Below are 24,800 nucleotides of genomic sequence, written 5' to 3' on the forward strand. Positions count from 1 at the left end.
CTAACTTCTTGATCGCAAATTTATACGGCACTGTTGATTTCAGCCTTTTCCAATCTTCTTCCTTCTTCAAAAAAATCGGATTCAAGATTACTGAAAGACTTTTCAAAAATATCCATAAAGTCATCACCATATATTTGCCTGACAATCACCATCATTTCCATTGCTTCAGGGAGCTTGCCGTATAAATCCTTGAGAGGTGCTGCTCCTGTGAAAACTGAGTCTGCGTCGGGATTATAACAGTCGGCCAATTCAAGTAGAAGATCTTCTCCGCGTTCTGTCAGCTTCACGTACGTATTCCGTTTATCATTTTCTTTTTTGGAAAATTGAAGATATCCCCGCTCTGCAAGCTTTTTAGAGAAATTGAAGGCAGTGGAGACGTGCATCACACCAAATTTTGCAATATCTGAGATGGATGCGCCTTTTAAATGATAGGCGATCCACAAAATATGGTGTTCATTGATATTCAAATTATAAGGCTTGATCCAGTTCTGCCAATCTTTTTCAATGGCTTTCCATAATGCTTTGCTCAATTGGGCCATGCGCTGGCTGAAAATCATTGCTTCTTTGACGGAAACGTGTTTACTTGCCATTTTATTCCCCCGCTTTAAAGGTGTTTCTATTATTATGCAAGAAAAATAATAAAAATTCAATCTGAAAAAAATTGAAAAAATTTAGAATGAAAGAATTTAGAGATAAGGCAAGAGAAATATAGCACAGGTCTCTTGCCCCGGAAGACGGTCAGGAAGGACGAATAGCATCTTTTCCTTCTTGAAGCTTGTTCTCAAGCTCGGCAATCGTCTTTTGGATATTTTTTATTTCAGTCTGCATGGCTTCCTTCGTAGGCTCGATTTCATGCTGCCATTCTTCCACAGCTGTTTTCACATCGGTTGCCAGCTCTTTGATGATTTCTTTTCCATCCTGTGAAAGTTTTGTCACGGATTCTTTCAATTCAGTTGCATTTTCTTTAAACTCATTGGCAATTTTGATCCATTCATCTTTCGATTCTCTCATTTGCTTTCGCAGCTCTTTGCCGGATAGAGGAGCGTAAAGAAGGGCTGCGGCTGCACCAATGGCTCCTCCCACAAATAGTCCGCAAGTTAACATTTTTTTGTTCATTTTCCTCACCCTTTTTTTATTTTTCTTGAAAAAATTAAACTCTCCTGCTAATCACTTTACCCAAACTTGTTCATGTACACACTATTTTTGCATAAGATATAGAAAAGCATAAGGCGTCGCTTAGCGACGCAATAAAATTAAGGGCTTTGAGGTGGACGGCTTGAACATCATCATGATCGTTTTCATCATCCTCGGTTTACTGATGCTCGCGGCCATGTTCTATAATGTCATTTTATACCAACGGCCCGGCATTTATCCGCCGAAGAAAATATTGAAGGCCCGTGCTGCTTCCCTTGGAAGCATTGGCGGAATCCTTTTCGCCGCCGGTGTTTTATTTGCAATATTTTTTAAGTAAAATAAGAACCCTCACCAACGGCGGGGTTCTTATTGGTTTTAAGAAGCTTGCTGCATCAGATTCGTCCTTCTTAAAATCGTCTTTACAATCGGGAAAAGGATAAACATGGCAATTGCATTCATGATCGTTGCAGGGATGACAACTGTGCCAAACAGTGCTGCAAACGGTGCAGGCAACCCGCCGACAATAAGCAAAGCTGATGTCAGGAAGACTGTTCCGGAAACGATCGTGCCAACTCCCGTAAGGATTGAGACCCCGATCAGGTTGGACATGTTTTTGGCGATCAGTAAATAAAGTCCGAAGAAAACAAAAGCTGTAATCGGTTTGTCGATCAGGTTTGGAATAAGCCCTCCGGGGAAGCTTGAAGTGAGCCCTGCAAGCAATCCGGTAACTAGACCGAGCAGAAGTACGTTTTTCTTATCCGGGAAAAGTGCAATTCCCAAAAACATCATGGCCAGCATCGTATCCGGCTTCATACCCATATAGATGCCGGGCATGATAAAATGCAGTGCAGCCCCGATCGCAACAAATAACGATAAAATGACAAGCGTTCTTGTATTCATTTGTAACTCTCCTCTTCTCAACTAAGCTCGTAATTTCAATCCTGACATGCTCTGATGCTGCCAGCGAAAGATTAACAGTATTGTAGCATACTATTTTCTGAAAATGAAGCCTTTTTTCGTTGTTTAGCGTTGTTATAAAATGCTCAGGTTGTGAGTAACTTATTTGTCACTTAGTGCTGCGTCCGGCTCCGACGGACAGGAAGTCCTAGTGCCGCCGGCGCCACAGGACGTGGCGCTTTAAGGCGGCCAGCGCCTATCGACTAGTAGACTTCACGCTTCTTCCTACGATAAGTCAACATCGCTCCGCTCCGCTGCGCGTGTTTCCTTTATCTCGTCAGAAGCGCTCCAGTCTGTACGTCGATAAACAGGCGCTTGCGCCTTTGATCTTGAGAAGGAAGAACATTATTTCAATTGATTTGAAATTGCTGATGCCAACTTTTGTAAATCTTCAGAAGAGTACTCGGATTGGTGGCTGACAAACCGTTTTGAAAAACCGTCATTTTCATCGTATCTTGGAATCAGGTGCATATGGTAATGAAAAACTTCCTGTCCGGCAAAAGAACCATTGTTGTTCAGCAGATTCATGCCTTTCGCGCCGAATTCGCCTTTAATGGCCTGTGCAATTTTGGGAACCGCTGAAAAAAGCTTGGCCGCAGTCTCTTCGTCCATTTCAAATATATCTTCCTTATGTACTTTCGGAATGACCAGTGTATGTCCTTTTGTAATTTGGCTTATATCCAAAAAAGCCAGAATATCTTCGTTTTCAAAAACCTTTGCTGACGGAAGTTCGCCATTTACAATTTTACAAAAAATACAGTTGCTCATGTCCACTTCACCTCAAATTGATTATGATAGTCCATTTTATCATACAGGAAGTGAACAGCAAAATGTGCAGAGCCGTTAAGCTCTGCACATTGAAGGATTGCGGTTCATTTTGGAAAGTGTTCTTCATCTCGCCCATCGGTTCGATTAAAGAAGCATTCGATCAATCATTATCATGCCCAACGCAATCATCCCCTTGTAAGGTACAGATTACTGTTCATGCAATTGATGACTTTCCGCGTCTACTGCAGATCAGTGTCTACGACAACCACCCCAGCTTCGCTTTTTCCCGCTCCCTTCGAAATATATATTGTGCGATTGGGCACGATCTATTAGAGGTAAAATTCGCCAGCCGTTAGTGCTTGCACGATTGTTTTTTGTTACAATGAAATCAGTTGAACGAGAGGACGATTGATGATGTCTTTATTGGAAATCAAAAACCTTACCGGCGGATACACGAAAAGGCCCGTATTGAAAGATATATCTTTTTCCATGGAAAAAAGCCAGCTGATCGGCCTGATCGGCCTGAATGGGGCCGGAAAGAGTACGACAATTAAACATATTATCGGGTTGATGGAGCAGCGTTCAGGGACAATCACGATAAATGGTACGCGATTGGAAGAGGATCTGGTCAAATATCGGAAGCAGTTTTCCTTCGTGCCCGAAACACCGGTGCTGTATGATGAATTGACACTTGAGGAACATTTGCAATTGACGGCAATGGCCTATGGGTTATCGCAGGATACATATGAATCGAGAGTCATGCCGCTGCTCAAGGAATTCCGGCTTGATAAAAAATTGAAATGGTTCCCTGCCCATTTTTCCAAAGGCATGAAACAGAAAGTGATGATCATGTGCGCCTTTCTGATTGAACCATCATTGTATATCATCGACGAACCGTTTGTAGGACTTGACCCGCTCGGAATTCAGTCGCTGCTTGAAATAATGGAAAAGATGAAAGAACAAGGGGCCGGCATTCTAATGTCCACCCATATTTTGGCCACTGCCGAACAATTTTGTGACGGGTTTGTCATTTTGCATGACGGAAAAGTACGGGCAAAGGGAACTTTGGAAGAACTGCAAGAGCAGTTCGGCATGCGCGGAGCAACCTTGAACGACATTTATATTCAATTGACAAAGGAAGAGCCCGATGAAGCAAATAAATGAGCTATGGACTGAAAGGCTTCAGGAATTTATAAAAGAAATGCGCCGCTACTTCAAATATATGTTTAATGACCATATGAAGTTTGTGTTGATTTTCGGAGGCGGTGCAGCCATTTATTATTATTCGCAATGGGTGAGGAATCTTCCGCAGGATTTCCCGGCTCCCCTTGTCATGTCGCTTATTTTAGCCTTATTTCTGACCATCAGCCCGATCATTACATTGTTAAAGGAAGCGGACATGGTATTTCTTCTGCCATTGGAGAATGAGCTGGCGGGATATTTCAGCAAAGGGATGAGGCTCAGCTTTATCATCCAGGCGTATATTCTTCTCCTCGTGCTTGCAGCACTGATGCCCATGTATTTCAAGTCAACGGGTGCCGGATTGGTTTCTTTCCTCTATTTATTTGCTGTGTTGCTGCTACTGAAATATTGGAACTTAAGACTGCATTGGGACACGCTGAAAACAATTGAACAGGGGACGCTGACTGCGGATCCGATCATTCGCTTCATCCTGAATGCAGCGGCCCTTTACCTTATCATTGCAAAAGCTTGGTGGTTCATATTGGCGGTTCTTCTCATCATGGCTGCTTTTGCTCTTTATATGAGAGCTTCTGTGAAAAATAAGATGCTGAAATGGGAGCTGCTGATTGAAAAAGAACAAAGCAGGATGCAAATGTTTTACAGGATGGCCAATATGTTTACCGATGTCCCTCATATAAAAAGCAAAGTATGGAGAAGGAAGTGGATGGATCCTCTCTTTCGCTTCATTCCATTTGCGGATAAAAACACTTACCGGTACTTATATTCAAGGACGCTTGTACGGACCAGCGAGTATTCGGGATTGATTGTCCGATTAACATTGATTGCGGCCGTTCTATTATTTTTTGTCGATAATCTATACGCAGCGATCGGCATTTCGATTCTCTTTCTGTATTTGACGGGATTTCAGCTTCTGCCCATCTTCAGGCGGCATGATGCGAAGGTATGGGTGCATCTGTATCCTGTACTGCCCCTATATAAAAAGCTGGATTTTTACCGCTTATTGATCCAGGTTCTCGTCGTTCAGGGGCTGGTGTTCGGGCTGGCCGCTCTACTTGGCGGAAGCTTGGTCAACGCGGGGCTGATTTTAATGGCAAGCCTTTTGTTTGCTTTTGTCTTCGGGAAACAATATGCCCCCGGAAGAATCAAGAAAATGGAACAAATGTAAAAGCACCCGCATTTAGCGGGTGCTTTTTGCGTAATTATGAAACTGCAACGGATTCATCTTTTGGGAGCCCCTGTTTTTGATATTCAACAGCAGCCATTGCCAAAGTTTTAGCTCCCAAAAGCATCGACTTTTCGTTAATATCGAATTTCGGATGATGATGCGGGTACGGAGTTTCGGCATCATCCGGCTGGGCGCCGGTGAAGAAGAAAGTACCTTTTACATGCTGTAAATAATATGCGAAGTCCTCTCCACCCATTTGTTGTTCCAATTCTTCGACGTTGGAAACACCCGGAACATCTGCCGCAAGGCCGGCCAAAAATTCTGTCTCCTGTTTGTGGTTGACGACTGCCGGATAACCGCGGTAATAATTAAATTCATGTCCGCAGCCTCCATTGGCCAGACAAGTCCCTTTAACAACAGCATCCATTTCTTGCTCGATCAAGTCACGGACTTCTTCGCTGAACGTCCGGACAGTGCCCTGGAGTTTAGCTGTATCCGCAATGACATTAAAGGCATTTTCCGCAATAAAAGAGCTAACGGTGACAACCGCCGGTTCGGCAGGGTTCACCCTTCGGCTTACAATTTGCTGGATATTCATGACAAGCTGGGAACCAATCGCAACTGCATCTTTTGTTTTATGCGGCATGGCCCCATGGCCCCCGCGGCCTTTAATGACAATTTCAAACCGGTCGGCAGCAGCCATGAACGGGCCTGTCCGATAACTGATCGTTCCATATGGAATCTCCGCCCATAAATGCGTGCCGAAAATGGCATCTACACCATCCAGGCAGCCATCCTTGATCATGGAAATGGCTCCGCCCGGTGCAAGCTCCTCGGCATGCTGATGAATCAAAACATACTCGCCGGAAAGTTCCTCTCTCATTTCGTTGAGGACCTTTCCAATGATCAATAATAATGCAGTATGGCCGTCATGGCCGCATGCATGCATGACACCCGGCACGTTTGAGCTGAACGGGAGGCCGGTTTCTTCCTTGATCGGAAGTGCGTCAAAGTCAGCGCGCAAAGCAATTGTTTTACCGGGCTTTCCGCCTTTGATCCGAGCCACAACACCGTTGCCTCCCACACCGGTTTTTACATCGATCCCGAGACGATTATAAAAATCGGCGATATAGGCCGCTGTTTTGGTTTCTTTGAATGATAATTCGGGATTTTGATGCAGGTGGCGCCTGATTTGAACCATTTCTTCATAATGTTCTTCCAGTTTTTTAAATAGTGCCTGCTTCAACGAGAACCACCGCCTGTTTATGTTTTTCTAAATTATAACATAGTGGGAATTTTATATCTTAACGATTGGAAAACATGGAATTTGTATTGTTAACGAAAAATAAGGAAATGCAGCCTGCAGGCGCATTTCCTTATAGAAATTATAAACCGCTTAAGTTATTGATAACTCGTTATCTTTTTGTGCTATGTCCAGCTTCAGCGCCCAGCTACTAGCAAACTTCGCCCTCCTCCACTACGATAAGTCAACATCGGCTCCTTCGTCGCCGTGTTTCCTTTATCTCATTGCGGAGGGCTCCAGTTTGTACGTCGCTAAACGGGCGCTTGCGCTTTTCTTTATATGAAAAACAAAGCGGCAATGGTTGTAACGATCAAGCCGGTAATGACAGGGACGAGATTGCGCCTGGCCAGTTCAAAAGGATCGACATTGCAGATGGCCGCGGCCGGTATGAGCGCCCACGGAATGAGGGTTCCGCCCCCGACCCAGATTGTTGTAATCTGTCCCAAAGCTGTCAAAGAGGCTGTGCCGGAACCGATGGCTTTGCCGAACAGTGCGGCAATGGAGCCTGTCAGCGGAAGGCCGGAGAAACCGGAGCCGTCCAATCCTGTAATCACTCCGACTGCGGCAATTGTAAATGCTCCCAATGTTTTGGTGACAGGTACGGCAGCGGCAAGTGCTGTTCCAAGGTCGTTGATGATCCCTTCGGATCCTTCAGGCAAGGGACTGCCGATCATCTGCTCAAATCCGCCTCCGCCCAGATAGAAAAATGCGGCAATGGGAATGACCGGACCGAAAACCCGAAAGCCGAACTGCAGCCCTTCTATAAGAAATTTCGTTGTTTTTTCCAATGCCTGCTGTTTATGCGCCGCAATAGATGTGAATATTAGTATTAATACGGATGTACCGCCAATGAGGGCGGTGGCTTCGCCGCCTTGAAGATTCAAAGTAAACATCATGACAATATTGCCTGCAAATAAGAGAGGAATAATGACTGCGAAGATTCGTTTGACGGGAAGGGAGGGTTCGCTTTTTTCACTTTCCTTCATGGCTTCTTCTGAGGCGAATCCTTTTACGGAGTTAAGCTTTCCTTTTTTCATATCCCTTTTTAAAAGGATAAATGCGGTGACTGTTGTTACAACTCCCATAATGATGATAAGAGGGATGCTTGCGGCGATAACATCGGAAGCGGCAATGCCTGCCGCATCCCCGGACAGTTTGGGTGCGGCCTGGATGATGAAATCGCCGGATAATGCTATGCCCTGCCCGAACAGGTTCATGGCAATCGCGGCTCCAAGGGCCGGAAGGCCGACACGGAGGGCGACGGGAAGCAGCACAGCCCCCATCAAGGCGACAGCAGGAGAGGGCCAGAAGAACCAGGAAATGATCATCATGACGATTCCGATCGTCCAAAAGGCGAGCGCCGGCGTTTTGATCGCCCTGGCAAATGGAGAAATCATCAGGTCATTGATTCCGGCTGCCATTAATATTTTGCTCATGGATGAAATGATGGAAATGACGAGGATGATGGACAAAAGCTCGGAAATGGCATACATGAAGCTTGTAAAAATACTGCTGATGGATGCGGCCAATGATCCCGTGGAGGTAAAAGCGAGCAGAAAAACACCTGTCACGCAAACAATTGTAATGTCACGCCTAAAAAACATCAACAGGATTGTAAGCCCGATGAACAGAAGATAAATCCAATGTAAAGCAGTCAATTCCATTCCCACATTCATTCCCCCCTGCAGCTTCATATGTCGGTAGGGACAAAAGCCCAATTTCCTATACTGCATCATATGAAAACCCGGGAAGGGTGTGTCAACATATTCAGGCTTTAATCTGCATTTTCCTCTTTTTCATCATCCAGCACAAAGACGGATACATAAGATGGTCCCGAAAATACGCTTGTGCTTTTAGCGGGTTGGATTGTTGAATGAGATTCGGCAAACGATGAAGATTGCTTCCAATCTTTGTAAGCTTCTTCATTCTTCCACATCGTCATGACAATATACGTATCATTGGAAAGCGGGCGCAGTAATCTAAAGGCGGTGAAGCCGGGAAATGAATCGACTTTTTTCATCCGCTCTGTAAACTTAAATTCAAATACCGGCCGGCCCTCTTCGCGCACAGGTATATGGTTGCAAGCAACGAACCCTTTCTCTTCAAGCTGCCCTGACGAATGGATGACTTCGTATTTTCTGGGTGATTGAAAAACCGTTGCTCCATTAGTTTCATGCCATAACAGGGCCGTTTCCGCGTTTTGCATTAAAAGCATACATTCGTCCGGATGCTGTTCCACAAGTTTTTTCAAGAAATAATAAGTTCCTGTTGTAATGTATGTGTACAATCAAGACACCCCTTTTCTTTAGAATAATCATTACATGAGTCTACCCAAAATGGGAAAGGACAAAACAAAGCGCGGGAGCTCATAAGAAAAGCGCAAGGCGCCTGGCCGACATAAAGCGCCACGTCCTGTGGCTTCGTCGGCACTAGGACCTCCTGTCCGTCGGAGCTGGACACCGAACGTCATCATTTGAATACAATTTTTAGTCTAATTTATGCTTCTATAGCTCATAAAAAAGCACAAATTTATGACAACCCCGCATTCCGCTATACTTTGGAATAAAAAAATACTATAGTAGGCATGTGTCAATCGAGAACAAAGGCGCAAGCGCCTGTTGATCGACGTACAGACTGGAGCGCTTCTGACGAGATAAAGGAAACACGCGCAGCGGAGCGATGTTGACTTATCGTAGGAAGAAGCGTGAAGTCTGCTAGTCGATAGGCGCTGGAGCCGGACGCAGCAATAAGTGACAAATAAAAGTTACTCACAACCTGAGCATTTTATAATTTCCTAAACGACAAGAAAAGCGCAAGGCGCGCAGCTTTAGGCGCAAAGCTAGACTACGCTTGCGAAGGCGTAGTTTGCCTTCATCAGCGATTGGCTTAATCCTTGCGCCGGTGGCGCCTGGAGCTGGACATGTCACATCATCATCGGATAAAAGTTGTGTCTAATTTTATATTTTTTTAACGTTTATATAAAAAACCTGAAAGGTGGCTTCCTTGTTCATGGGCAAAATAACAAATGATACATTTTTAAGGGCTGCAAAAGGGGAGAAAACGGATCATGTGCCTGTCTGGTATATGCGCCAGGCCGGGCGTTCTCAGCCGGAATACCGGGAACTGAAAGAAAAGTATTCTCTGTTTGAAATCACGCATCGTCCGGAGCTTTGCGCATACGTAACAAGGCTCCCGGTAGAAAATTATAATGTGGACGCGGCTATTTTATACAAAGATATCATGACACCTCTTCCGGCGCTGGGCGTGAATGTCGAAATCGTCAGTGGAGTCGGCCCTGTCATTGATAATCCGATTCGTTCCGCAGCTGATGTTGAAAAGCTCGGTGAGCTCCATCCGGAAAAAGATATTGATTATGTTTTAGAAACAATCAGGATTTTAACGGAAGAGCAATTAACGGTCCCGTTGATCGGATTTGGAGGGGCACCATTTACGTTGGCGTCATATATGGTTGAAGGAGGCCCTTCAAAAAATTACCATAAAACGAAAGCGTTCATGTATTCGGAGCCAAAAGCCTGGTCGCTATTGATGGAAAAGCTTGCTGATATGACGGTCGTTTATTTAAAAGCCCAAATCAAGGCGGGAGCCAGCGCCGTGCAATTATTTGATTCATGGGTCGGTGCACTGAGCCGTGCAGATTACCGCACGTTTATCAAGCCTGTTATGGAAAAGATATTTACTGAATTGAAAAACGAGAATGTCCCGCTCATCATGCATGGAGTGGGAGCCAGCCATCTTGCGCTGGAATGGAACGATTTGCCGCTTGATGTGGTAGGCCTTGATTGGAGGCTCCCGATTGCAGATGCCCGTAAGCTAGGCATTACAAAAGCAGTGCAAGGAAACCTGGATCCGGCTGTGCTCATTTCTTCATGGGATGTCATAGAAGAGAGGGCGAAGGTAATCATTGATCAGGGAATAGAAAAGCCGGGCTTTATTTTCAATCTTGGCCACGGCGTATTCCCCGAAGTCAAACCAGATACACTGAAAAAACTGACTGCATTTGTTCATGAATACAGTGCAGAGAAACTAAAGCAGTAATTTTTACAGAAGGAGAGCAGCAAGATGCCGAAAAAGAAAATGGGATTGCTCGTTATGGCATACGGAACTCCATATAACGAAGATGATATTGAACGTTATTATACTCACATTAGGCGCGGCAGGAAGCCTTCCCCCGAAGCATTGGAAGATTTAAGGAACAGATATAAGGCGATCGGGGGAATTTCACCGCTTGCAAAAATTACCGAAGACCAGGCATACGGGCTTGCCGGCCGGTTGAATGAAATTCAGGACGATGTTGAATTCAAGGCATACATCGGGTTAAAGCACATTGAGCCTTTCATTGAAGACGCAGTACAGAAAATGCATGACGACGGCATTGAAGAGGCCGTATCGATCGTATTGGCTCCTCATTTCTCCACTTTCAGCGTCAAGTCGTACAACGGACGGGCACAGGAAAAGGCCGCCGAATTGGGAGGCCCTGAAATCACGTCCATTGAAAGCTGGTACAAGGAACCGAAATTCATAGATTACTGGGTCAGGAAGGTAAAAGAAGTTTACGATAACATGCCGGCAGAAGAAAGGGAGGCTGCCTGCCTGATCGTATCGGCACACAGCCTGCCGGAGAAAATCCTTCAATTTCAAGATCCGTATCCCCGGCAATTGCAGGAGACCGCAGACTTGATTGCACAAGGAGCCGGCATCACAGAATATGAGGTTGGGTGGCAAAGTGAGGGCAATACGCCAGAGCCGTGGCTCGGCCCGGATGTGCAGGATTTAACACGTGATTTATATCACAAGAAAAAGTACAAGGCTTTTGTTTATATCCCGGCGGGATTTGTATCAACCCACCTGGAAGTGCTCTATGATAATGACCACGAGTGCAAAGTTGTGACAGATGAAGTGGGGGCGGCGTATTACCGGCCTGCGATGCCGGATGCGCAGCCTGAATTTATCGATGCACTGGCTGCAGTTGTTTTAAAAAAACTTGGAAAACAATAATTAAAAGAAGGCGATTTTGGTTTGGCGGAAGACAGGAAAAAAGTTGTTGTGGTCGGCGGTGGAATTACCGGTTTAACAGCAGCGTATTATTTGCAGAAAACAATTCATGAAAAGCAGCTGCCGTGTGAAGTTTTGCTTGTTGAAGCAAGCCATAAGCTTGGAGGCAAATTTCAAACAGTATATAAAGATGGATTTACAATCGAACGCGGACCCGACTCCTTTCTTGAAAGGAAAAGGAGTGCGGCGGAGCTTGCCATCGATGTCGGTTTGAAAGATGAACTGGTGAACAATACAGCGGGACGGTCTTTTGTACTTGCCAATGAGAAGCTCCATCCGATGCCCAAAGGAGCTGTCATGGGAATTCCGACGAAAATCACACCTTTTATTACAACGGATTTATTCTCCATCCAGGGCAAAATGAGGGCGGCGGCGGATTTTGTCATGCCGCGCTCAAAAGTTTCGGGCGATCAATCATTGGGCGGCTTTTTCCGCAGGCGTCTCGGGGACGAAGTGGTGGAAAATCTCATCGAACCGCTGCTTTCGGGTATTTATGCAGGCGACATTGACCGGCTCAGCCTGATGTCTACATTTCCGCAGTTTTATCAGGTGGAACAAAAATACCGAAGTTTGATCATGGGCATGAAAAAGACAACGCCCTCTGCACCGAAAAAAGAAGTAAGTCCAAAGAATCAAGGGATTTTCTTAACTTTGAAAGGCGGTTTGCAGTCACTTGTCAAGGCAATTGAAGAAAAACTCGATCCTTCTTCCATCTTAAAAGGGACACGTGTCGTTTCGATTGTAAATAGCGATGAAAAAGGATACAAGCTTCAATTGAATAACGGGGAGTGGGTGGAAGCGGACAGTATCATCCTCGCTCTGCCTCATTTTGCGCTGGCGGATTTATTTCCTGATGACCCTCTCATTCATGGGCTGAAGGAAATGCCTGCAACTTCGGTGGCAACCGTTGCGATGGCCTTTGATGCGAAAGATGTCAATGATCACATGGACGGGACCGGTTTTGTAGTATCAAGAAACAGTGATTACACAATCACTGCATGTACATGGACGCATAAAAAATGGCCGCATACAACACCGGAAGGCAAAGTACTGCTGCGCTGCTACGTTGGCCGCGCAGGTGAGGAAACAGTTGTTGATTTATCGGATGAAGAGATAGAAAGAATTGTTTTGGCGGATTTGAAGCGGACAATGGATTTACATGCAAAGCCGGATTTTACCATTGTGACACGCTGGAAACAGGCGATGCCGCAATACACTGTCGGCCATAAAGAACGGATTGGCAGAATCAAATCAAATCTTCGGGATGCCATGCCCGGCGTATTCATTGCCGGAAGCTCCTATGAAGGGCTGGGAATTCCCGATTGTATTGACCAGGGAAAAGCGGCGGCAGACGAGGTTTTACAACATATCGGTTAAAATTAAAAGCGGAAGAATAGTCCCCGTTAGGCTTATTCTTCCGCTGTCTTGTTAAAGTGCCGCTTTGATATCTTTAATGATCTGTTTGAATGGTACTTTTTTATCTCCGGGATATTCCCCGATCAGCTCCCCGTCTTTATTAAAAAGGTAGAAGCTGGTTCCATGGATGACTTGGTCATCGTCGCGCGGCTTTTTCACGACTGTTTTAAAGTTTTTTGGAGCATAATCTTCTATTTCTTCCTGTGAGTACCCTGTAAGGAAGTGCCATCTGGAAAAATCGGCGCCGAAAGATTCCCCATATTTTTTTAGCACCTCGGGTGTATCGACTTCCGGGTCTACACTGAAAGAAACAAAATGGACATCGTCCAGCCCCTTTTCTTTCACTTTTTCCTGCAGATCGCTCATATTCATCGTCATTGGGGGACAGACCGTCGTACAATTCGTGAAAACGAAATCGGAGACCCAGACCTTGCCTTTTAAATCCTTGAGCCCGAAAGGCTTCCCATCCTGATCAGTATAATTGAAGTCCTCAATGGGCTTTCCGCTTTTTTGCGAAGAGCAGGCGCTTAAAATGAGAATGAAAGATATGAAAATAACGGAAAAAACTTTTTTCAAAAAAAAACCTCCCGAAAAACGCACATTTGCATCCATTATACCCAATATATGCAATGCGTTGGCGGCAAACGGCCAATGTTCAGAAATAATTCATTTTAGAGGAATTCCTGTGAATTTTTTGCCTGCCGGACAAAAAATGAAGCCTGCACCTTATTGAGAGTCGCGGGGGATAATGGTAATATCAATCCGAGAAAAGAATTTCAAACGGCATGTTAGAAAGGCGTGAGGAGTCATATACCCTCTGATAAAAAAATTTTTATTTAAGATGGATCCCGAGGAGATACACCATCGTACGGTGTCCGCATTGAAACTTGCTGATAAATCGGGCGGAAAGGGTTTGCTCCGTTCCATGTATCAGGTTCATGATGAAAGCCTGGCAATAGATGTCTGTGGAATACGGTTCCCAAATCCGGTCGGGCTTGCTGCCGGATTTGATAAGAATGCAGAGGTTTACCATGCATTGTCTGCCATGGGTTTCGGCTTTGTTGAAGTCGGGACCATCACACCGCTTGCGCAATCCGGAAATGAAAAACCCCGGCTTTTTCGCCTCGCGGAAGACAGTGCGGTGATCAACCGCATGGGATTCAATAATGAAGGAGCGGATGCTGCCGCAAAGAACTTACATAGTTATGAAGCAGCAGGGGTGCCGATAGGTGTCAACATCGGCAAAAATAAAATCACCCCCAATGAAGAAGCGGCGGGTGACTATGAAAAGTGCCTGGATGTCCTATATCCGTACGGGCATTATTTCGTTATTAATGTAAGTTCGCCCAATACTCCTAATTTGCGTGACCTGCAGGAAATAGAGAGCCTCAAGCAGTTGATCGCTTCCATTCAGAAGAAAAAGAATGAATTGGAAGCCAATGGCGCAGCGAAAAAGCCGGTCTTTTTAAAAGTGGCTCCTGATATGACCGATGAACATATGCGCGATGTGGTGCATGCGGCAGTGGATGAAGGGCTCTCCGGAATCATCGCCACAAATACGACGTTGTCAAGGGAAGGGCTGGCTTCGAAAGCTCATGTTGAAGAAGCCGGCGGTCTCAGCGGCCTTCCGCTGAAAGAAAGATCAACTGCATGGATCAAAGAAATATATGAAGAAATCGGTGATCAGGTGCCCATCATTGGAGTCGGCGGCATTTTCACCGGGGATGATGCCTATGAGAAAATCCTTGCCGGCGCAAGCCTCATCCAAGTGTACACAGGAATGATTTATGAAGGCCCTGGAATCGTCAAGGCCATTAATACAAGATTGCTGGAATTGATGAAAAGGGATGGATTTTCAAATATGAAAGAGGCGGTCGGGGCAGGCCGTTAGAGAAGAAAGGAGTTGTCATTGCGGCAGCTCCATTTTTGTATTATAACAGATTTGCCAAAAAAATAACCCCCGGTGTTGGGGGGAACATGTCATCTTATTTGAAACCTAAGCACTTATCACATTTCGTTCCATAGCACTCGTGTTGTTCTGATACGGTTTCTCCGCATTCTGTACATTTCTTTGGAGGCAAATTTTTAAAGAATTCTACTACGTTTTCCATCATTTTATTTTCCACTCCCTCAAGTTTGTTATACAACGGTGCTTCGTTGTTTATATTGTATTATAACAGTTGTTTTGCTGTCAACAGGAAATTTCTATTTTCCTGCTAAAAATTCAAAAATCTAGTATAGTTATTATTATGAGAGATACGGCAGGGAGTGATAAAAGTGGATCTGACAATCATCGGACACTGGGGTGGATTTCCGAAAGCGGGAGAAGCAAGTTCGGGATACTTGTTAGCCCATAACGGTTTTTATTTGCTCATGGATTGCGGCAGTGCTGTTTTATCCAAGCTTCAAACAATAATAAGTGCTGAAAAACTGGACGGGATTATACTCTCGCATTACCATGCGGACCATACGGCGGACATCGGGGTAGTCCAGCATGCCCTTTATGTCGGCAAGTTTACCGGCCAGTATGACAAAACCCTTCCCATCTATGGCCATGGGCTGGATTCGGAGGGGTTTAAGCAGCTCACTTATAAAGATGTAACAGCAGGGATAGCCTATAAACCTGATGAAATATTACATATCGGCCCATTGTCGATCTCCTTTCTGCAGACACATCATTCAGCTCCCTGCTTCGCCATGAGAATAGAAGCAGATGGAAAGGCCATCGTTTACACGGGAGATACTTCATACTTCAAAGAACTGGCGGACTTTTCCAAAGGAGCTGATGTGCTGCTTTGTGAATCGAATTTTTATAAAGGGATGGACGGCAGTGCTGCCGGCCATATGACGAGCGAGCAAGCTGGAAAGACTGCCCGACAGGCGGGCGTGGACAAGCTTATCCTGACGCATCTCCCCCATTTTGGAGATCTGTCCAGGCTTAAAGACGAAGCTGCCGAACAGTTCGCAGGAGAAATTATCATTGCCCAAGAAGGATTGAAAATGGAAATTTAAAGTAAAGGGGAAGGAAATATCATGCTTTTTATTGATAATCAGGGCATTACCGATCCGCGGATCAACCTGGCGATTGAGGAATATGCTCTTAAGAATCTCGATATTAACGATGATGGGTATTTACTGTTTTATATCAATGAACCCTCAATCATCATTGGAAAAAACCAAAATACAATCGAGGAAATCAATACGGAATATGTGGAAAAAAACGGCATCCATGTCGTCAGGCGGCTGTCAGGGGGCGGAGCGGTTTATCACGATTTGGGAAATTTGAATTACAGCTTCATCACGAAAGATGAAGGGGACAGCTTCATGAACTTCCGGAAGTTTACGGAGCCTGTTATCAAGGCGTTGGAGAAGCTTGGGATAAAAGCGGAGCTGCAGGGAAGAAATGATATCGTGGTGGAGGGCCGGAAAATATCCGGGAATGCCCAGTTTGCTACAAGAGGCCGTATGTTCACCCATGGGACATTGCTGTTTGATTCCGAAATTGAAAATGTCGTTTCAGCATTAAAGGTGCGAAAGGATAAAATCGAGTCAAAAGGGATCAAATCAATCAGGAGCCGTGTAGCAAACATCTCGGAGTTTTTGGAAGAAAAGATGACAACCGAGCAGTTTAAAGAACTGCTTCTCCGTTACATTTTCGACGGGCAGGATCCGATCCCCGAGTATAAAATGACGGAAGACGATTGGAAAAAAATCAATGAAATTTCCCAAAAGCGATACCGGAACTGGGACTGGAATTATGGGAAATCACCGAAATTTAACATACAGCACTCTCACCGGTTCCCCGTTGGACAAATCGAATTTCGACTGGATGTGAACAAAGGATTGATTACCGGGTGTAAAATTTTCGGGGACTTTTTCGGAATTGGAGATGTAAGCGATATTGAAGACAGGCTGACAGGAGTAAAATACGAAAGATCTGAAATAGCAAAGGCGCTTGAAAATATAGATATCCGCCATTATTTCGGCAATATTGGGAAAGAGGAAGTGCTTGATCTGATATATTAAAAAGGAGTCACAGCCCGAAAAATGGGGTTGTGGCTTTTTTGAACTTTTATTATAATTGAAATAGTAATGCATCATGGGATTTTTTAACGTCAAAAAATGAATGATCATTCATTCAATAGGAGGGCCGTTATGAATTTACCTGATAGTTTACATGAAAGTGCAATGAAGAACCGTGAAAAGATCGCCTATTACTTTATGGACGATCCGACGACATATGAAGAACTGAATGTGTCCGTCAACAAGTTTGCAAGCGGGCTGGCGAAAGCGGGAATAGGAGAGGGGGACCATGTTGCCCTTTTGCTTGGAAATTCTCCGCACTTCATTATCAGCCTTTATGGGATTATGCGTGTTGGGGCGACAGCGATTCCGATCAATCCGACCTATACTCCGTCTGAAATCGCCTACATATTGAAAGATGGAGATGTAAAAGCAGTGATTGCCTTGGATCAGATGATTCCCTATATAGAAAAACTGAGAATGGCTGCTCCGAAAATCGAGCATTATATCATTTGTGAAACCGGAGCTGAATTGAATGCTGAAATGGAAACGTTTTCTGGAATTTTGCATTCCGGAGATGCAGATTTTACAGCGGTGCCTATAAACAGCGGAGATACGGCGGTCATATTGTATACATCCGGTACTACCGGAAAGCCAAAAGGCGCAATGCTGACTCATGGAAATCTGTATTCCAACGCTCGTGATATCCGCGACTATTTGAAAATGGGCGGGGAAGATACGGTCATTACAACATTGCCGATGTTCCATGTATTCAGCCTGACCGTCGTTTTGAATGCGCCGCTTATAAGCGGATCGACTTTGATCATCTTACCAAAATTCAGCCCGAAGGAAATTTTCCGTGTGGCCAAGAATTTTAAAGCGACCATTTTTGCAGGGGTGCCGACGATGTATAATTTTCTGTACCAGTATCCGGAAAGCAATCCTGATGATTTCTCTTCTATAAGGCTCTGCATCTCGGGAGGGGCTTCCATGCCGGTCGCTTTGCTGAAAAACTTTGAGGAAAAATTCAATGTCGTCATTTCCGAAGGGTATGGACTATCGGAGGCGTCACCTGTCACATGTTTCAACCCGCTCGACAGGCCGCGGAAGCCCGGATCAATCGGCACTTCCATTATGAACGTGGAAAATAAGGTGGTCGATGAAGCCGGAAACGAGCTTCCTGCAGGCGAGGTGGGAGAACTGGCAGTCCGCGGGCCGAATGTCATGAAAGGATATTATAACATGCCTGAAGAAACGTCAAAGGCGATCCGTGACGGCTGGCTGTATACGGGAGATTTGGCGAAAATGGATGAAGAAGGCTACTTTTATATAGTTGACCGCAAGAAAGACCTTATCATTGTTGGAGGCTATAATGTATATCCGAGAGAGGTGGAGGAAGTCCTGTATGGACATCCGGGTGTTCTGGAAGCAGCAGTGATCGGCGTGCCCGATGCAGATCAGGGAGAAGCCGTGAAAGCTTTTATCGTACCAAGGGATGAAAAAGTGGATAAGGCGGAGCTTCATCAATTTCTTGCTGAAAGGCTGGCTTCGTACAAACTTCCTAAATCCATTGAATTTATTGAGGAACTCCCGAAAAATTCTACGGGCAAAATTATGAAAAGGGAACTGAAGAACCGGATTCTTCAATGATCACGGATGTTTTCTTCCGTGATTTTTCCATTGAAAGAAAGGTTTTTTTAAATATATCAAGAAATATATAATGGTGAGATCAATGAAGGAAGGGGATTAACCATGAAATATATTCAGTTGGATGTTCAAGATTTTATTGCGACTGTAACGATTAACCGTCCCGATTCTTTAAATGCTTTTAATTACGAAACACTGTGTGAATTGGGAGAAACAGCAGAAATATTAAAAACAGATAAAAATGTTCGGCTGGTGATTTTTAAAGGAGCCGGTGATAAAGCATTCAGTGTCGGTGCTGATTTGAAGGAAAGAAAGACATTGTCGGAGCAGGAGGTCCGCCGCAATGTCAATAAAATCGGAGATGTGTTCCATGCGGTTGAAAAGCTGCCGCAGCCGACCATTGCCGCGATGAATGGCCATGCTTTCGGAGGAGGTATGGAGCTTGCACTGGCATGCGATTTCAGGATTGCGGCAAAAGGAGCGATGATGGGGTTGACGGAAACAAGCCTGGCCATCATCCCGGGAGCTGGAGGAACCCAGAGGCTTCCGCGCCTGATCGGAGAAGCCAAGGCGATGGAATTGATCTTGACAGCAAGGAGATTGACGGCAGAACAGGCATATACATATGGAGTAGTTACCGATATTGCGGAGCAGGAAGAACTGATGGGCAAGGTAATGGAACTTGCGGACGCGATTTTAGCCAATGGTCCGATTGCCGTACAGCAGGCAAAGTACGCCATCAAAACGGGAATGAATACAGACCTGCAAACAGGACTGGAAATTGAAAGGAAAGCCTACGAGCTGACCATCCCCACCGAAGACCGCCTTGAAGCGCTTCAGGCATTCAGCGAAAAAAGGAAGCCGGTTTATCAAGGGAAATAGGAAATGCTCTTTCGGCCAAATGGAACGGGGTGCGGGTTATGAAGAAATATCATTGTTGTGCAACATGTATTCATTTTGTTGCTGAAAGAAAGGATGGAAAAATGAGCTATTATTGTAAAAGACTTGGATATGAAACAAAGACCCATTATCAATTCAATTGCTGGACACCCAAAGAAAACGTCCGCAGACTGATGGAAAAGGATGGAAAAAATGCTTAATTTAAAAACTCCCATATGTGATTTGTTAAACATCCAGCATCCGATTGTCCAGGCTGGAATGGCCGGCACTGCTACAGCCAAGCTTGCAGCCGCTGTTTCTGCAGCGGGGGCCCTCGGTACTCTGGGAGCAGCATATATGACGCCTGATGAAATGAGAAAAAATATCAGGGCCATTAAAGAACATACTGACAAACCTTTTGCGGCTAATTTATTCTGTGTCGATATGGAAGATCATTGGGAAGGCGTCGAGCAGGCTCAAAAAGTGCTGAACCGATTTAGAGCAGAACTGGGAATTGAAGAAGCGGAAGATTATTCAACGGCCAATATGTTTGATGACCAGTTTCAGGTTTTATTGGATGAAAATGTCCCGGTCATCAGCACTGCCTTCGGCGTTTTGCCTGAAGATAAATTGTCTCTGGCGAAGGAAAAAGGAGCCATCATCATTACGATGGCAACAACGGTCGATGAAGCAGTCCAGGCGGAGCGGTCAGGAGCGGATCTCATCGTGGCCCAGGGAAGCGACGCAGGGGGACACAGGGGGACATTTGATATAAGCAGGCATCCATACGGTGCGAATATAGGGACTTTTTCGCTTGTTCCGCAAATCGCCGACAATGTCAGCGTCCCTGTCATTGCAGCAGGCGGCATCATGGACGGGAGAGGCCTTGTGGCTGCGCTGGCATTAGGCGCTTCGGGGGTTCAGCTCGGAACGGTTTTTCTGCCTTCGGATGAATCGGCTGCCCATCCTGTATACAAGCAACAATTGTTGGAAAGCACAGAAGAGAGCACCGTGATCACAAAAAGCTTTTCAGGGAGGCCGGCAAGAGGAATCAAAAACAAATTTATCAGAGAGTTTGAAGGGTCAGCAGAGCCGGTGGCGTTTCCCTCTCAAAATACCCTCACATCAGATATAAGGAAAGCGGCGGCAAAGCAGGATAATCCGGAATATATGTCCCTGTGGGCGGGGCAGGGTACGCGGCTGCTCCGGTCACGGAAGGAAAGCCGGGCTTCAGATATCGTAGCGGCCATTATGGAAGAGGCAAAAGAAATATTGGGATAACGGCTTACTGGTCTTTTTCGCAAGTTTCCTTCTCTTGATGTTATAATGGGTAGATTAGTTGATTGTTTTTGGAGGGAAGGAGATTGGAAGCAGTACAGAACGTAAAGTCCTCACAATTCCGCCTCGGTCTCCAGGATGGAGTGAGCATAGCGATCGGATACGCCCCGATTGCCCTCACCTATGGACTTTTGGCAAAAACAGCGGGTCTTTCGCTGTTTGAAACAGTCTTGATGAGCCTCATCGTGTTTGCGGGGGCTTCACAGTATATGGCGCTCAGCATGTTTGCTCTCGGTACAGGAGCAATTGAAGTGATCATGACCACCTTCATTGTGAACATCCGGCATTTTCTTATGTCTGCTTCATTGAATGAAAAAGTGGAGAAGGAAGTTCCATGGAAAAAAGCCGTCTATGCATTTGGAATTACAGATGAAACCTTTTCCGTTGCTGCTACGAAAGCGGGCACTGTTTCGACCGGTTATTTATTTGGAATCATTTCTTTGGCATATGGCAGCTGGGTTGTTTTTTCAGGCGTCGGCTACGGCATCGGGGCCAGCCTCCCGCAGGTGCTTCAGGAAAGCATGGCCATCGCGCTTTATGCCATGTTTATCGGTTTGCTTGTACCGTCCATGAAAAAGAGTGCAAAGGTCATTTATCTTGCCCTTCTTGCTGCTGTTTTTAACAGCGTTTTTGTTTTTTGGAATGTAATGGGAAAAGGCTGGGCCATTGTGGCGGCTACCCTTCTGGCCTCAGTTTTGGTTGAAGCGGTTGAAACCATTAAAAACAGGGGGGAGTCAGCCGGTGACTAGTTCATTGATCATTTTCATCATTATCGGCATGGCGGTTGTTACATACATACCCAGAATGCTTCCATTCGTGATGTTCAGGGGCAGGGAACTCCCGCCCTTTATTCAGGGAGTATTGCAAAATGTTCCATTTGCTACACTTGGCGCTTTGATTTTTCCTGCTGTCCTCCTTATTAATGAAGGAAATCTCCTTTACGGTGTGGTGGGAGCCGCGGCTGCTTTTATCATTGCATTTCTCGGTGCCAACGTCATCATCGTTGTCATCGGCGCTATCGCGGTATTGAGCATTTATTCGCTGTTTATTTAACTTTGGCGGGGGCTTTTTTAAAATAAAAATTATTTGTTTTTAATGAATTTAATAGTAAGGATTCGTACGCGCTTTGTCCAGCTCCAGCGCCTAGCCCCTCGAGGTCACAAGCCGCTTCCCTGTGGTGGCTGAGGAACTGCCTCCTCGGGAATCGGCTTGTGCTTGTCGGGGCTAATCAAGGCGCTTTCGCTTTTCTTTTTAGCCTCCCGCTTATTTTTTTTCTTTTGGGGAGACAATATGAGGTATCCGTTTTGTTCTGCCGGCTATTTATTCTACATATAATAATGAATGGACAAGGAGGGGAGACCATTGGTCAGAAAATGGGCATTGCGGGCAGTGATCGCTTATTTTTTGTTTGGTGCGGCCATGTATGTGTATCTGTTTTTCTTGGCGGACACTGCCATTCCGGATATGTATAAAGGGACGAGTATAGATCCCGCGACTTTTTTAAACAGCAGGGAACTGATGCTCAGCGAGGAATATTCAAGAATCCGGAACCTGATGTTTTTCCTTGCGACACCCTATCAATGGCTGTTTTATTACCTGATTCTCCTGTTTGGCATATCAGCGATGTTTGAGCGATGGGCCGGCAAAACTGCAAAATGGTTCCCGCTTCAAACAATCATTTATCTGTTTTGGCTGTCGCTTGCCACATTTGTCGTCACCTTTCCGCTTGCCTACACATCCTATCTTTTTTCTAAGACATATAATATTTCCACGCAGCATTTCTCTTCATGGATGAAGGACCAGTTTCTGGACTTTTGGGTCGGCTATGCAACGATGTGTGTTGTGGTCCTTGTCATTTATTCGATGATGAAAAAGTTCAAAAAGAAATGGTGGCTGGCCGTCTGGGTGTTGTCCATCCCGTTTTCAATCCTCATGATGTTCATCCAGCCGGTCGTGATTGACCCGCTTTACAATGACTTTTACCCGCTAAAAGACAAGCAGCTTGAAATGAAGATCCTTTCACTTGCGGATGAAGCGGACATTCCGGCCGAACACGTATATGAAGTGGATATGTCCAAAAAGACGAACGCATTGAATGCCTATGTGACAGGCGTCGGCTCCAATTCCAGGATCGTCCTCTGGGATACGACTTTGGAAAGGCTTGATGACGAAGAAGTTTTGTTCATCATGGCGCATGAGATGGGCCATTATGTGGAGAAGCACATCTATAAAGGGATTGCGGGATATGTACTGCTGTCTTTCATTGGTTTGTGGCTGACAGCGAAGCTGATGGAGTTATGGGTCAGGAAGAGGGGAAAAGTCTGGAAAGTGGACAGCATGACCAGTATCAGCTCACTCCCGGCTTTTCTGCTGATTACATCCATTTTGCTTTTTGCCGCAAGCCCGCTGACAAACTGGGTGTCGCGTTACCAGGAAATGCGCGCGGACCGGTATGCTTTGGAAATGACGGAAGACCGTGACGCTGCGGTGCGGACATTTCAGGATTTGACAAGAGCCGGGTTAAGCCAGGTCAATCCGCCGTATTTGGTAAAAATATTCCGGTACGGCCATCCTACCATGCTGGAGCGGATCAAAATGGCCGACGAATTTGAAAGACAGGAGGATGAAGATTAGGAAACAGAGATGGCTGCCGTTTTCATGGGACCCGTAGCTATCTGTAAGGAACAAAGGCGCTGGAGCCGGACGCAGCATTAAGTGACAAATAAATTACTCACAACCTGAGCATTTTATAATAAACACCAAAAAAATCCCCCTTTTTAAAGGGGGATGAATTTTTATTTGTCCATGTGGCTTATGAGTTCTTTTGAAAGCTTCATAAAAGCTTCCTCGTCTCTTTGATCCAGCGCAAGATCAATTTCCGCACGCAGCTGTTCCTCTCTTCGCTTTTGCAAAAGATCATTTAAGAAAATTTCTGTGTACCATTCCAACGCTTTAGCTTCTTTTTGATTCTGTGTCATCGTGTACTCTTTCAACAGTTCCTGATAAGTTTTCTTCCTCTCCATCGATGATCACCTCGGAACCTTTTTTTAATTATACACGGATTTAGGCAAAAACACAAGAGAGGAATTTAAATTTTCTGATGCTTTTTTATTTAAAAAATACAGATGGTTCTTTTATCCTGAATTACGTTTTGATTTTTTAGAATTTTGATGACATTTTTGGAAATCCATGTTATTATTATAGGCAAATTGTATTAATTCTGTAGAAAGGGGCAGGAAAATGACGGAAAAAGGCAGAGTGCTGTCAAGTTATGAAATTAATCCTTATACGATGATGATTCGGCCGGCGGGCGATGGATACTCGGAAGTGATTGAAGCAGGCGCCCGCTATTTAGTCTCTTGCAGACCCTTTGACATTGTAAAAAGAAGCTGTGCATATTTTGGAAGCTCTTACAGCGGAAGGAGGGATGGGACAAAACAGTTAATCGGCATCACTTACAAGGCACCCATCATTGTAGACCCCTATACTTCCATCTATCTATTTCCAACCGCATCACCGGCTAGTCCTCAATGTGCATGGATTTCCCATGATTATATTGCTTCTTATGAAAAAAATGGTCCGTATGCAACAGTCGTCACGTTCCAAAACAGCGAAAGCTTTGATCTCCCGCTTTCTTTTTACTCCTTGGAGAATCAGGTTTCGCGTACAGCAATGCTCAGGATCAAGTTTACACAGAATATGAAGAGAATGGAAAAATTCAACAAAAAACCGGCTCACTTATTACATAACCGGGCATCTGAGCCTAATGGATCCTATTGGATCAACGAGTAGAAGAAGGGCAGTCACGCCTTCTTCTCTTTTTTTTTAGTTAAAGCGTACAATGTCAAATACTTTTTTCAAGTTTTAGAGTAACTCAAAGACACCTACCGTAAT

General features: G+C 45.1%; 28 protein-coding genes. 18 read left to right on the forward strand and 10 right to left on the reverse strand.

The features are described 5' to 3' along the window. Nucleotides 1-20: 20 nt before the first annotated feature. Both FS666_RS10370 and FS666_RS10375 read right to left on the reverse strand, forming a co-directional pair. Entirely contained in the window at nucleotides 21-590 is a 570-nt protein-coding gene (locus FS666_RS10370; protein ID WP_144462581.1) for an HTH-type transcriptional regulator Hpr, read from the reverse strand. A 148-nt stretch (nucleotides 591-738) separates the two neighbouring features. Then, complete coding sequence (locus tag FS666_RS10375) at nucleotides 739-1,116, reverse strand: YtxH domain-containing protein (RefSeq protein ID WP_144462579.1); 378 nt, start codon at nucleotides 1,114-1,116, stop codon at nucleotides 739-741. A 160-nt stretch (nucleotides 1,117-1,276) separates the two neighbouring features. On the opposite strand from FS666_RS10375, the gene yhzF reads away from it, so the two are divergent. After that, nucleotides 1,277-1,471, forward strand: coding sequence for a membrane protein YhzF (yhzF, locus tag FS666_RS10380; RefSeq protein WP_144462577.1), 195 nt, complete (start codon nucleotides 1,277-1,279; stop codon nucleotides 1,469-1,471). 38 nt (nucleotides 1,472-1,509) lie between these two features. On the opposite strand, the gene FS666_RS10385 is transcribed toward yhzF, so the two are convergent. Next, nucleotides 1,510-2,034 carry a tryptophan transporter gene (locus FS666_RS10385; protein ID WP_144462575.1) on the reverse strand — a complete coding sequence of 175 codons (525 nt, stop codon included), beginning with the start codon at nucleotides 2,032-2,034 and terminating at the stop codon, nucleotides 1,510-1,512. A 402-nt stretch (nucleotides 2,035-2,436) separates the two neighbouring features. Then, entirely contained in the window at nucleotides 2,437-2,859 is a 423-nt protein-coding gene (locus tag FS666_RS10390; RefSeq protein ID WP_144463525.1) for an HIT family protein, read from the reverse strand. Between the two features lie 62 nt (nucleotides 2,860-2,921). Here FS666_RS10390 and FS666_RS10395 point away from each other — a divergent pair, with 62 nt between their 5' ends. Genes FS666_RS10395 through FS666_RS10405 form a run of 3 tightly spaced genes read left to right on the forward strand, consistent with a single transcriptional unit; the run spans nucleotide 2,922 to nucleotide 5,227 of the window. Next, complete coding sequence (locus FS666_RS10395) at nucleotides 2,922-3,215, forward strand: hypothetical protein (protein WP_144566819.1); 294 nt, start codon at nucleotides 2,922-2,924, stop codon at nucleotides 3,213-3,215. Between the two features lie 55 nt (nucleotides 3,216-3,270). Next, nucleotides 3,271-4,023: an ABC transporter ATP-binding protein gene (locus FS666_RS10400; protein WP_144463524.1), complete on the forward strand. Its 753-nt coding sequence runs from the start codon at nucleotides 3,271-3,273 to the stop codon at nucleotides 4,021-4,023. After that, nucleotides 4,007-5,227, forward strand: a complete 1,221-nt coding sequence (locus FS666_RS10405; protein ID WP_144463523.1) for an ABC transporter permease — start codon at nucleotides 4,007-4,009, stop codon at nucleotides 5,225-5,227. The genes FS666_RS10400 and FS666_RS10405 overlap by 17 nt, the downstream gene beginning before the upstream one ends. 34 nt (nucleotides 5,228-5,261) lie before the next feature. On the opposite strand, the gene FS666_RS10410 is transcribed toward FS666_RS10405, so the two are convergent. From FS666_RS10410 to FS666_RS10420, 3 genes are all read right to left on the reverse strand, one after another. Beyond that, a complete protein-coding gene (locus FS666_RS10410) occupies nucleotides 5,262-6,473 on the reverse strand; it encodes a M20 metallopeptidase family protein (protein ID WP_144463522.1) in 1,212 nt (403 codons plus the stop codon). Between the two features lie 332 nt (nucleotides 6,474-6,805). Then, the gene (locus FS666_RS10415) at nucleotides 6,806-8,200 is read right to left on the reverse strand and encodes a hypothetical protein (RefSeq protein ID WP_144463512.1); all 1,395 of its coding nucleotides are present in this window, start codon (nucleotides 8,198-8,200) and stop codon (nucleotides 6,806-6,808) included. Nucleotides 8,201-8,304: 104 nt separating this feature from the next. Beyond that, a complete protein-coding gene (locus tag FS666_RS10420) occupies nucleotides 8,305-8,817 on the reverse strand; it encodes an antibiotic biosynthesis monooxygenase family protein (protein ID WP_144463511.1) in 513 nt (170 codons plus the stop codon). Nucleotides 8,818-9,539: 722 nt separating this feature from the next. Between FS666_RS10420 and hemE the strand changes: the two genes are divergently transcribed. Genes hemE through hemY form a run of 3 tightly spaced genes read left to right on the forward strand, consistent with a single transcriptional unit; the run spans nucleotide 9,540 to nucleotide 12,980 of the window. Beyond that, entirely contained in the window at nucleotides 9,540-10,586 is a 1,047-nt protein-coding gene (hemE, locus tag FS666_RS10425; RefSeq protein ID WP_144463510.1) for a uroporphyrinogen decarboxylase, read from the forward strand. Nucleotides 10,587-10,610: 24 nt separating this feature from the next. Then, nucleotides 10,611-11,546, forward strand: a complete 936-nt coding sequence (gene hemH / locus FS666_RS10430; protein WP_144463509.1) for a ferrochelatase — start codon at nucleotides 10,611-10,613, stop codon at nucleotides 11,544-11,546. A gap of 21 nt (nucleotides 11,547-11,567) precedes the next feature. After that, nucleotides 11,568-12,980 (forward strand): protoporphyrinogen oxidase, encoded by a 1,413-nt coding sequence (gene hemY, locus FS666_RS10435; protein ID WP_144463508.1) that lies wholly within the window; start codon nucleotides 11,568-11,570, stop codon nucleotides 12,978-12,980. Between the two features lie 51 nt (nucleotides 12,981-13,031). Here hemY and FS666_RS10440 read toward each other — a convergent pair whose 3' ends face one another. Continuing rightward, the gene (locus tag FS666_RS10440) at nucleotides 13,032-13,595 is read right to left on the reverse strand and encodes an SCO family protein (protein ID WP_120069186.1); all 564 of its coding nucleotides are present in this window, start codon (nucleotides 13,593-13,595) and stop codon (nucleotides 13,032-13,034) included. A 232-nt stretch (nucleotides 13,596-13,827) separates the two neighbouring features. Between FS666_RS10440 and FS666_RS10445 the strand changes: the two genes are divergently transcribed. Continuing rightward, a complete protein-coding gene (locus FS666_RS10445; protein WP_144463507.1) occupies nucleotides 13,828-14,910 on the forward strand; it encodes a quinone-dependent dihydroorotate dehydrogenase in 1,083 nt (360 codons plus the stop codon). 94 nt (nucleotides 14,911-15,004) lie between these two features. Here the strand turns inward: FS666_RS10445 and yhfH are convergent, their stop codons facing one another. Continuing rightward, nucleotides 15,005-15,133: a protein YhfH gene (yhfH, locus tag FS666_RS10450; protein WP_120069180.1), complete on the reverse strand. Its 129-nt coding sequence runs from the start codon at nucleotides 15,131-15,133 to the stop codon at nucleotides 15,005-15,007. A 163-nt stretch (nucleotides 15,134-15,296) separates the two neighbouring features. On the opposite strand from yhfH, the gene FS666_RS10455 reads away from it, so the two are divergent. From FS666_RS10455 to FS666_RS10495, 9 genes are all read left to right on the forward strand, one after another. Further along, nucleotides 15,297-16,031, forward strand: a complete 735-nt coding sequence (locus tag FS666_RS10455) for an MBL fold metallo-hydrolase (RefSeq protein ID WP_120069177.1) — start codon at nucleotides 15,297-15,299, stop codon at nucleotides 16,029-16,031. 21 nt (nucleotides 16,032-16,052) lie between these two features. Further along, entirely contained in the window at nucleotides 16,053-17,045 is a 993-nt protein-coding gene (gene lplA / locus FS666_RS10460; RefSeq protein WP_120069174.1) for a lipoate--protein ligase, read from the forward strand. A 129-nt stretch (nucleotides 17,046-17,174) separates the two neighbouring features. Further along, nucleotides 17,175-18,692 carry a fatty acid--CoA ligase family protein gene (locus tag FS666_RS10465; RefSeq protein WP_144463506.1) on the forward strand — a complete coding sequence of 506 codons (1,518 nt, stop codon included), beginning with the start codon at nucleotides 17,175-17,177 and terminating at the stop codon, nucleotides 18,690-18,692. 102 nt (nucleotides 18,693-18,794) lie between these two features. After that, nucleotides 18,795-19,571, forward strand: coding sequence for an enoyl-CoA hydratase-related protein (locus FS666_RS10470; protein ID WP_144463505.1), 777 nt, complete (start codon nucleotides 18,795-18,797; stop codon nucleotides 19,569-19,571). Nucleotides 19,572-19,609: 38 nt separating this feature from the next. Next, complete coding sequence (locus FS666_RS10475; RefSeq protein ID WP_120069166.1) at nucleotides 19,610-19,789, forward strand: hypothetical protein; 180 nt, start codon at nucleotides 19,610-19,612, stop codon at nucleotides 19,787-19,789. Continuing rightward, nucleotides 19,782-20,849: an NAD(P)H-dependent flavin oxidoreductase gene (locus tag FS666_RS10480; RefSeq protein WP_144463504.1), complete on the forward strand. Its 1,068-nt coding sequence runs from the start codon at nucleotides 19,782-19,784 to the stop codon at nucleotides 20,847-20,849. Before FS666_RS10475 ends, FS666_RS10480 begins: the two co-directional genes overlap by 8 nt. An 83-nt stretch (nucleotides 20,850-20,932) precedes the next feature. Then, nucleotides 20,933-21,655 carry an AzlC family ABC transporter permease gene (locus FS666_RS10485; protein ID WP_120069160.1) on the forward strand — a complete coding sequence of 241 codons (723 nt, stop codon included), beginning with the start codon at nucleotides 20,933-20,935 and terminating at the stop codon, nucleotides 21,653-21,655. Continuing rightward, nucleotides 21,648-21,959 (forward strand): AzlD domain-containing protein, encoded by a 312-nt coding sequence (locus FS666_RS10490; protein WP_144463503.1) that lies wholly within the window; start codon nucleotides 21,648-21,650, stop codon nucleotides 21,957-21,959. The genes FS666_RS10485 and FS666_RS10490 overlap by 8 nt, the downstream gene beginning before the upstream one ends. 309 nt (nucleotides 21,960-22,268) lie before the next feature. Beyond that, complete coding sequence (locus tag FS666_RS10495; RefSeq protein ID WP_186306601.1) at nucleotides 22,269-23,540, forward strand: M48 family metallopeptidase; 1,272 nt, start codon at nucleotides 22,269-22,271, stop codon at nucleotides 23,538-23,540. A 161-nt stretch (nucleotides 23,541-23,701) separates the two neighbouring features. On the opposite strand, the gene FS666_RS10500 is transcribed toward FS666_RS10495, so the two are convergent. Then, a complete protein-coding gene (locus tag FS666_RS10500; RefSeq protein WP_120069151.1) occupies nucleotides 23,702-23,929 on the reverse strand; it encodes an IDEAL domain-containing protein in 228 nt (75 codons plus the stop codon). Between the two features lie 217 nt (nucleotides 23,930-24,146). Here FS666_RS10500 and FS666_RS10505 point away from each other — a divergent pair, with 217 nt between their 5' ends. Next, entirely contained in the window at nucleotides 24,147-24,698 is a 552-nt protein-coding gene (locus FS666_RS10505; RefSeq protein WP_144463501.1) for a competence protein ComK, read from the forward strand. Nucleotides 24,699-24,800 lie beyond the last annotated feature (102 nt).

It is taken from the genome of Siminovitchia fortis, from assembly GCF_007681465.1.
In the GTDB taxonomy this organism is placed as follows: domain Bacteria; phylum Bacillota; class Bacilli; order Bacillales; family Bacillaceae_C; genus Siminovitchia; species Siminovitchia fortis.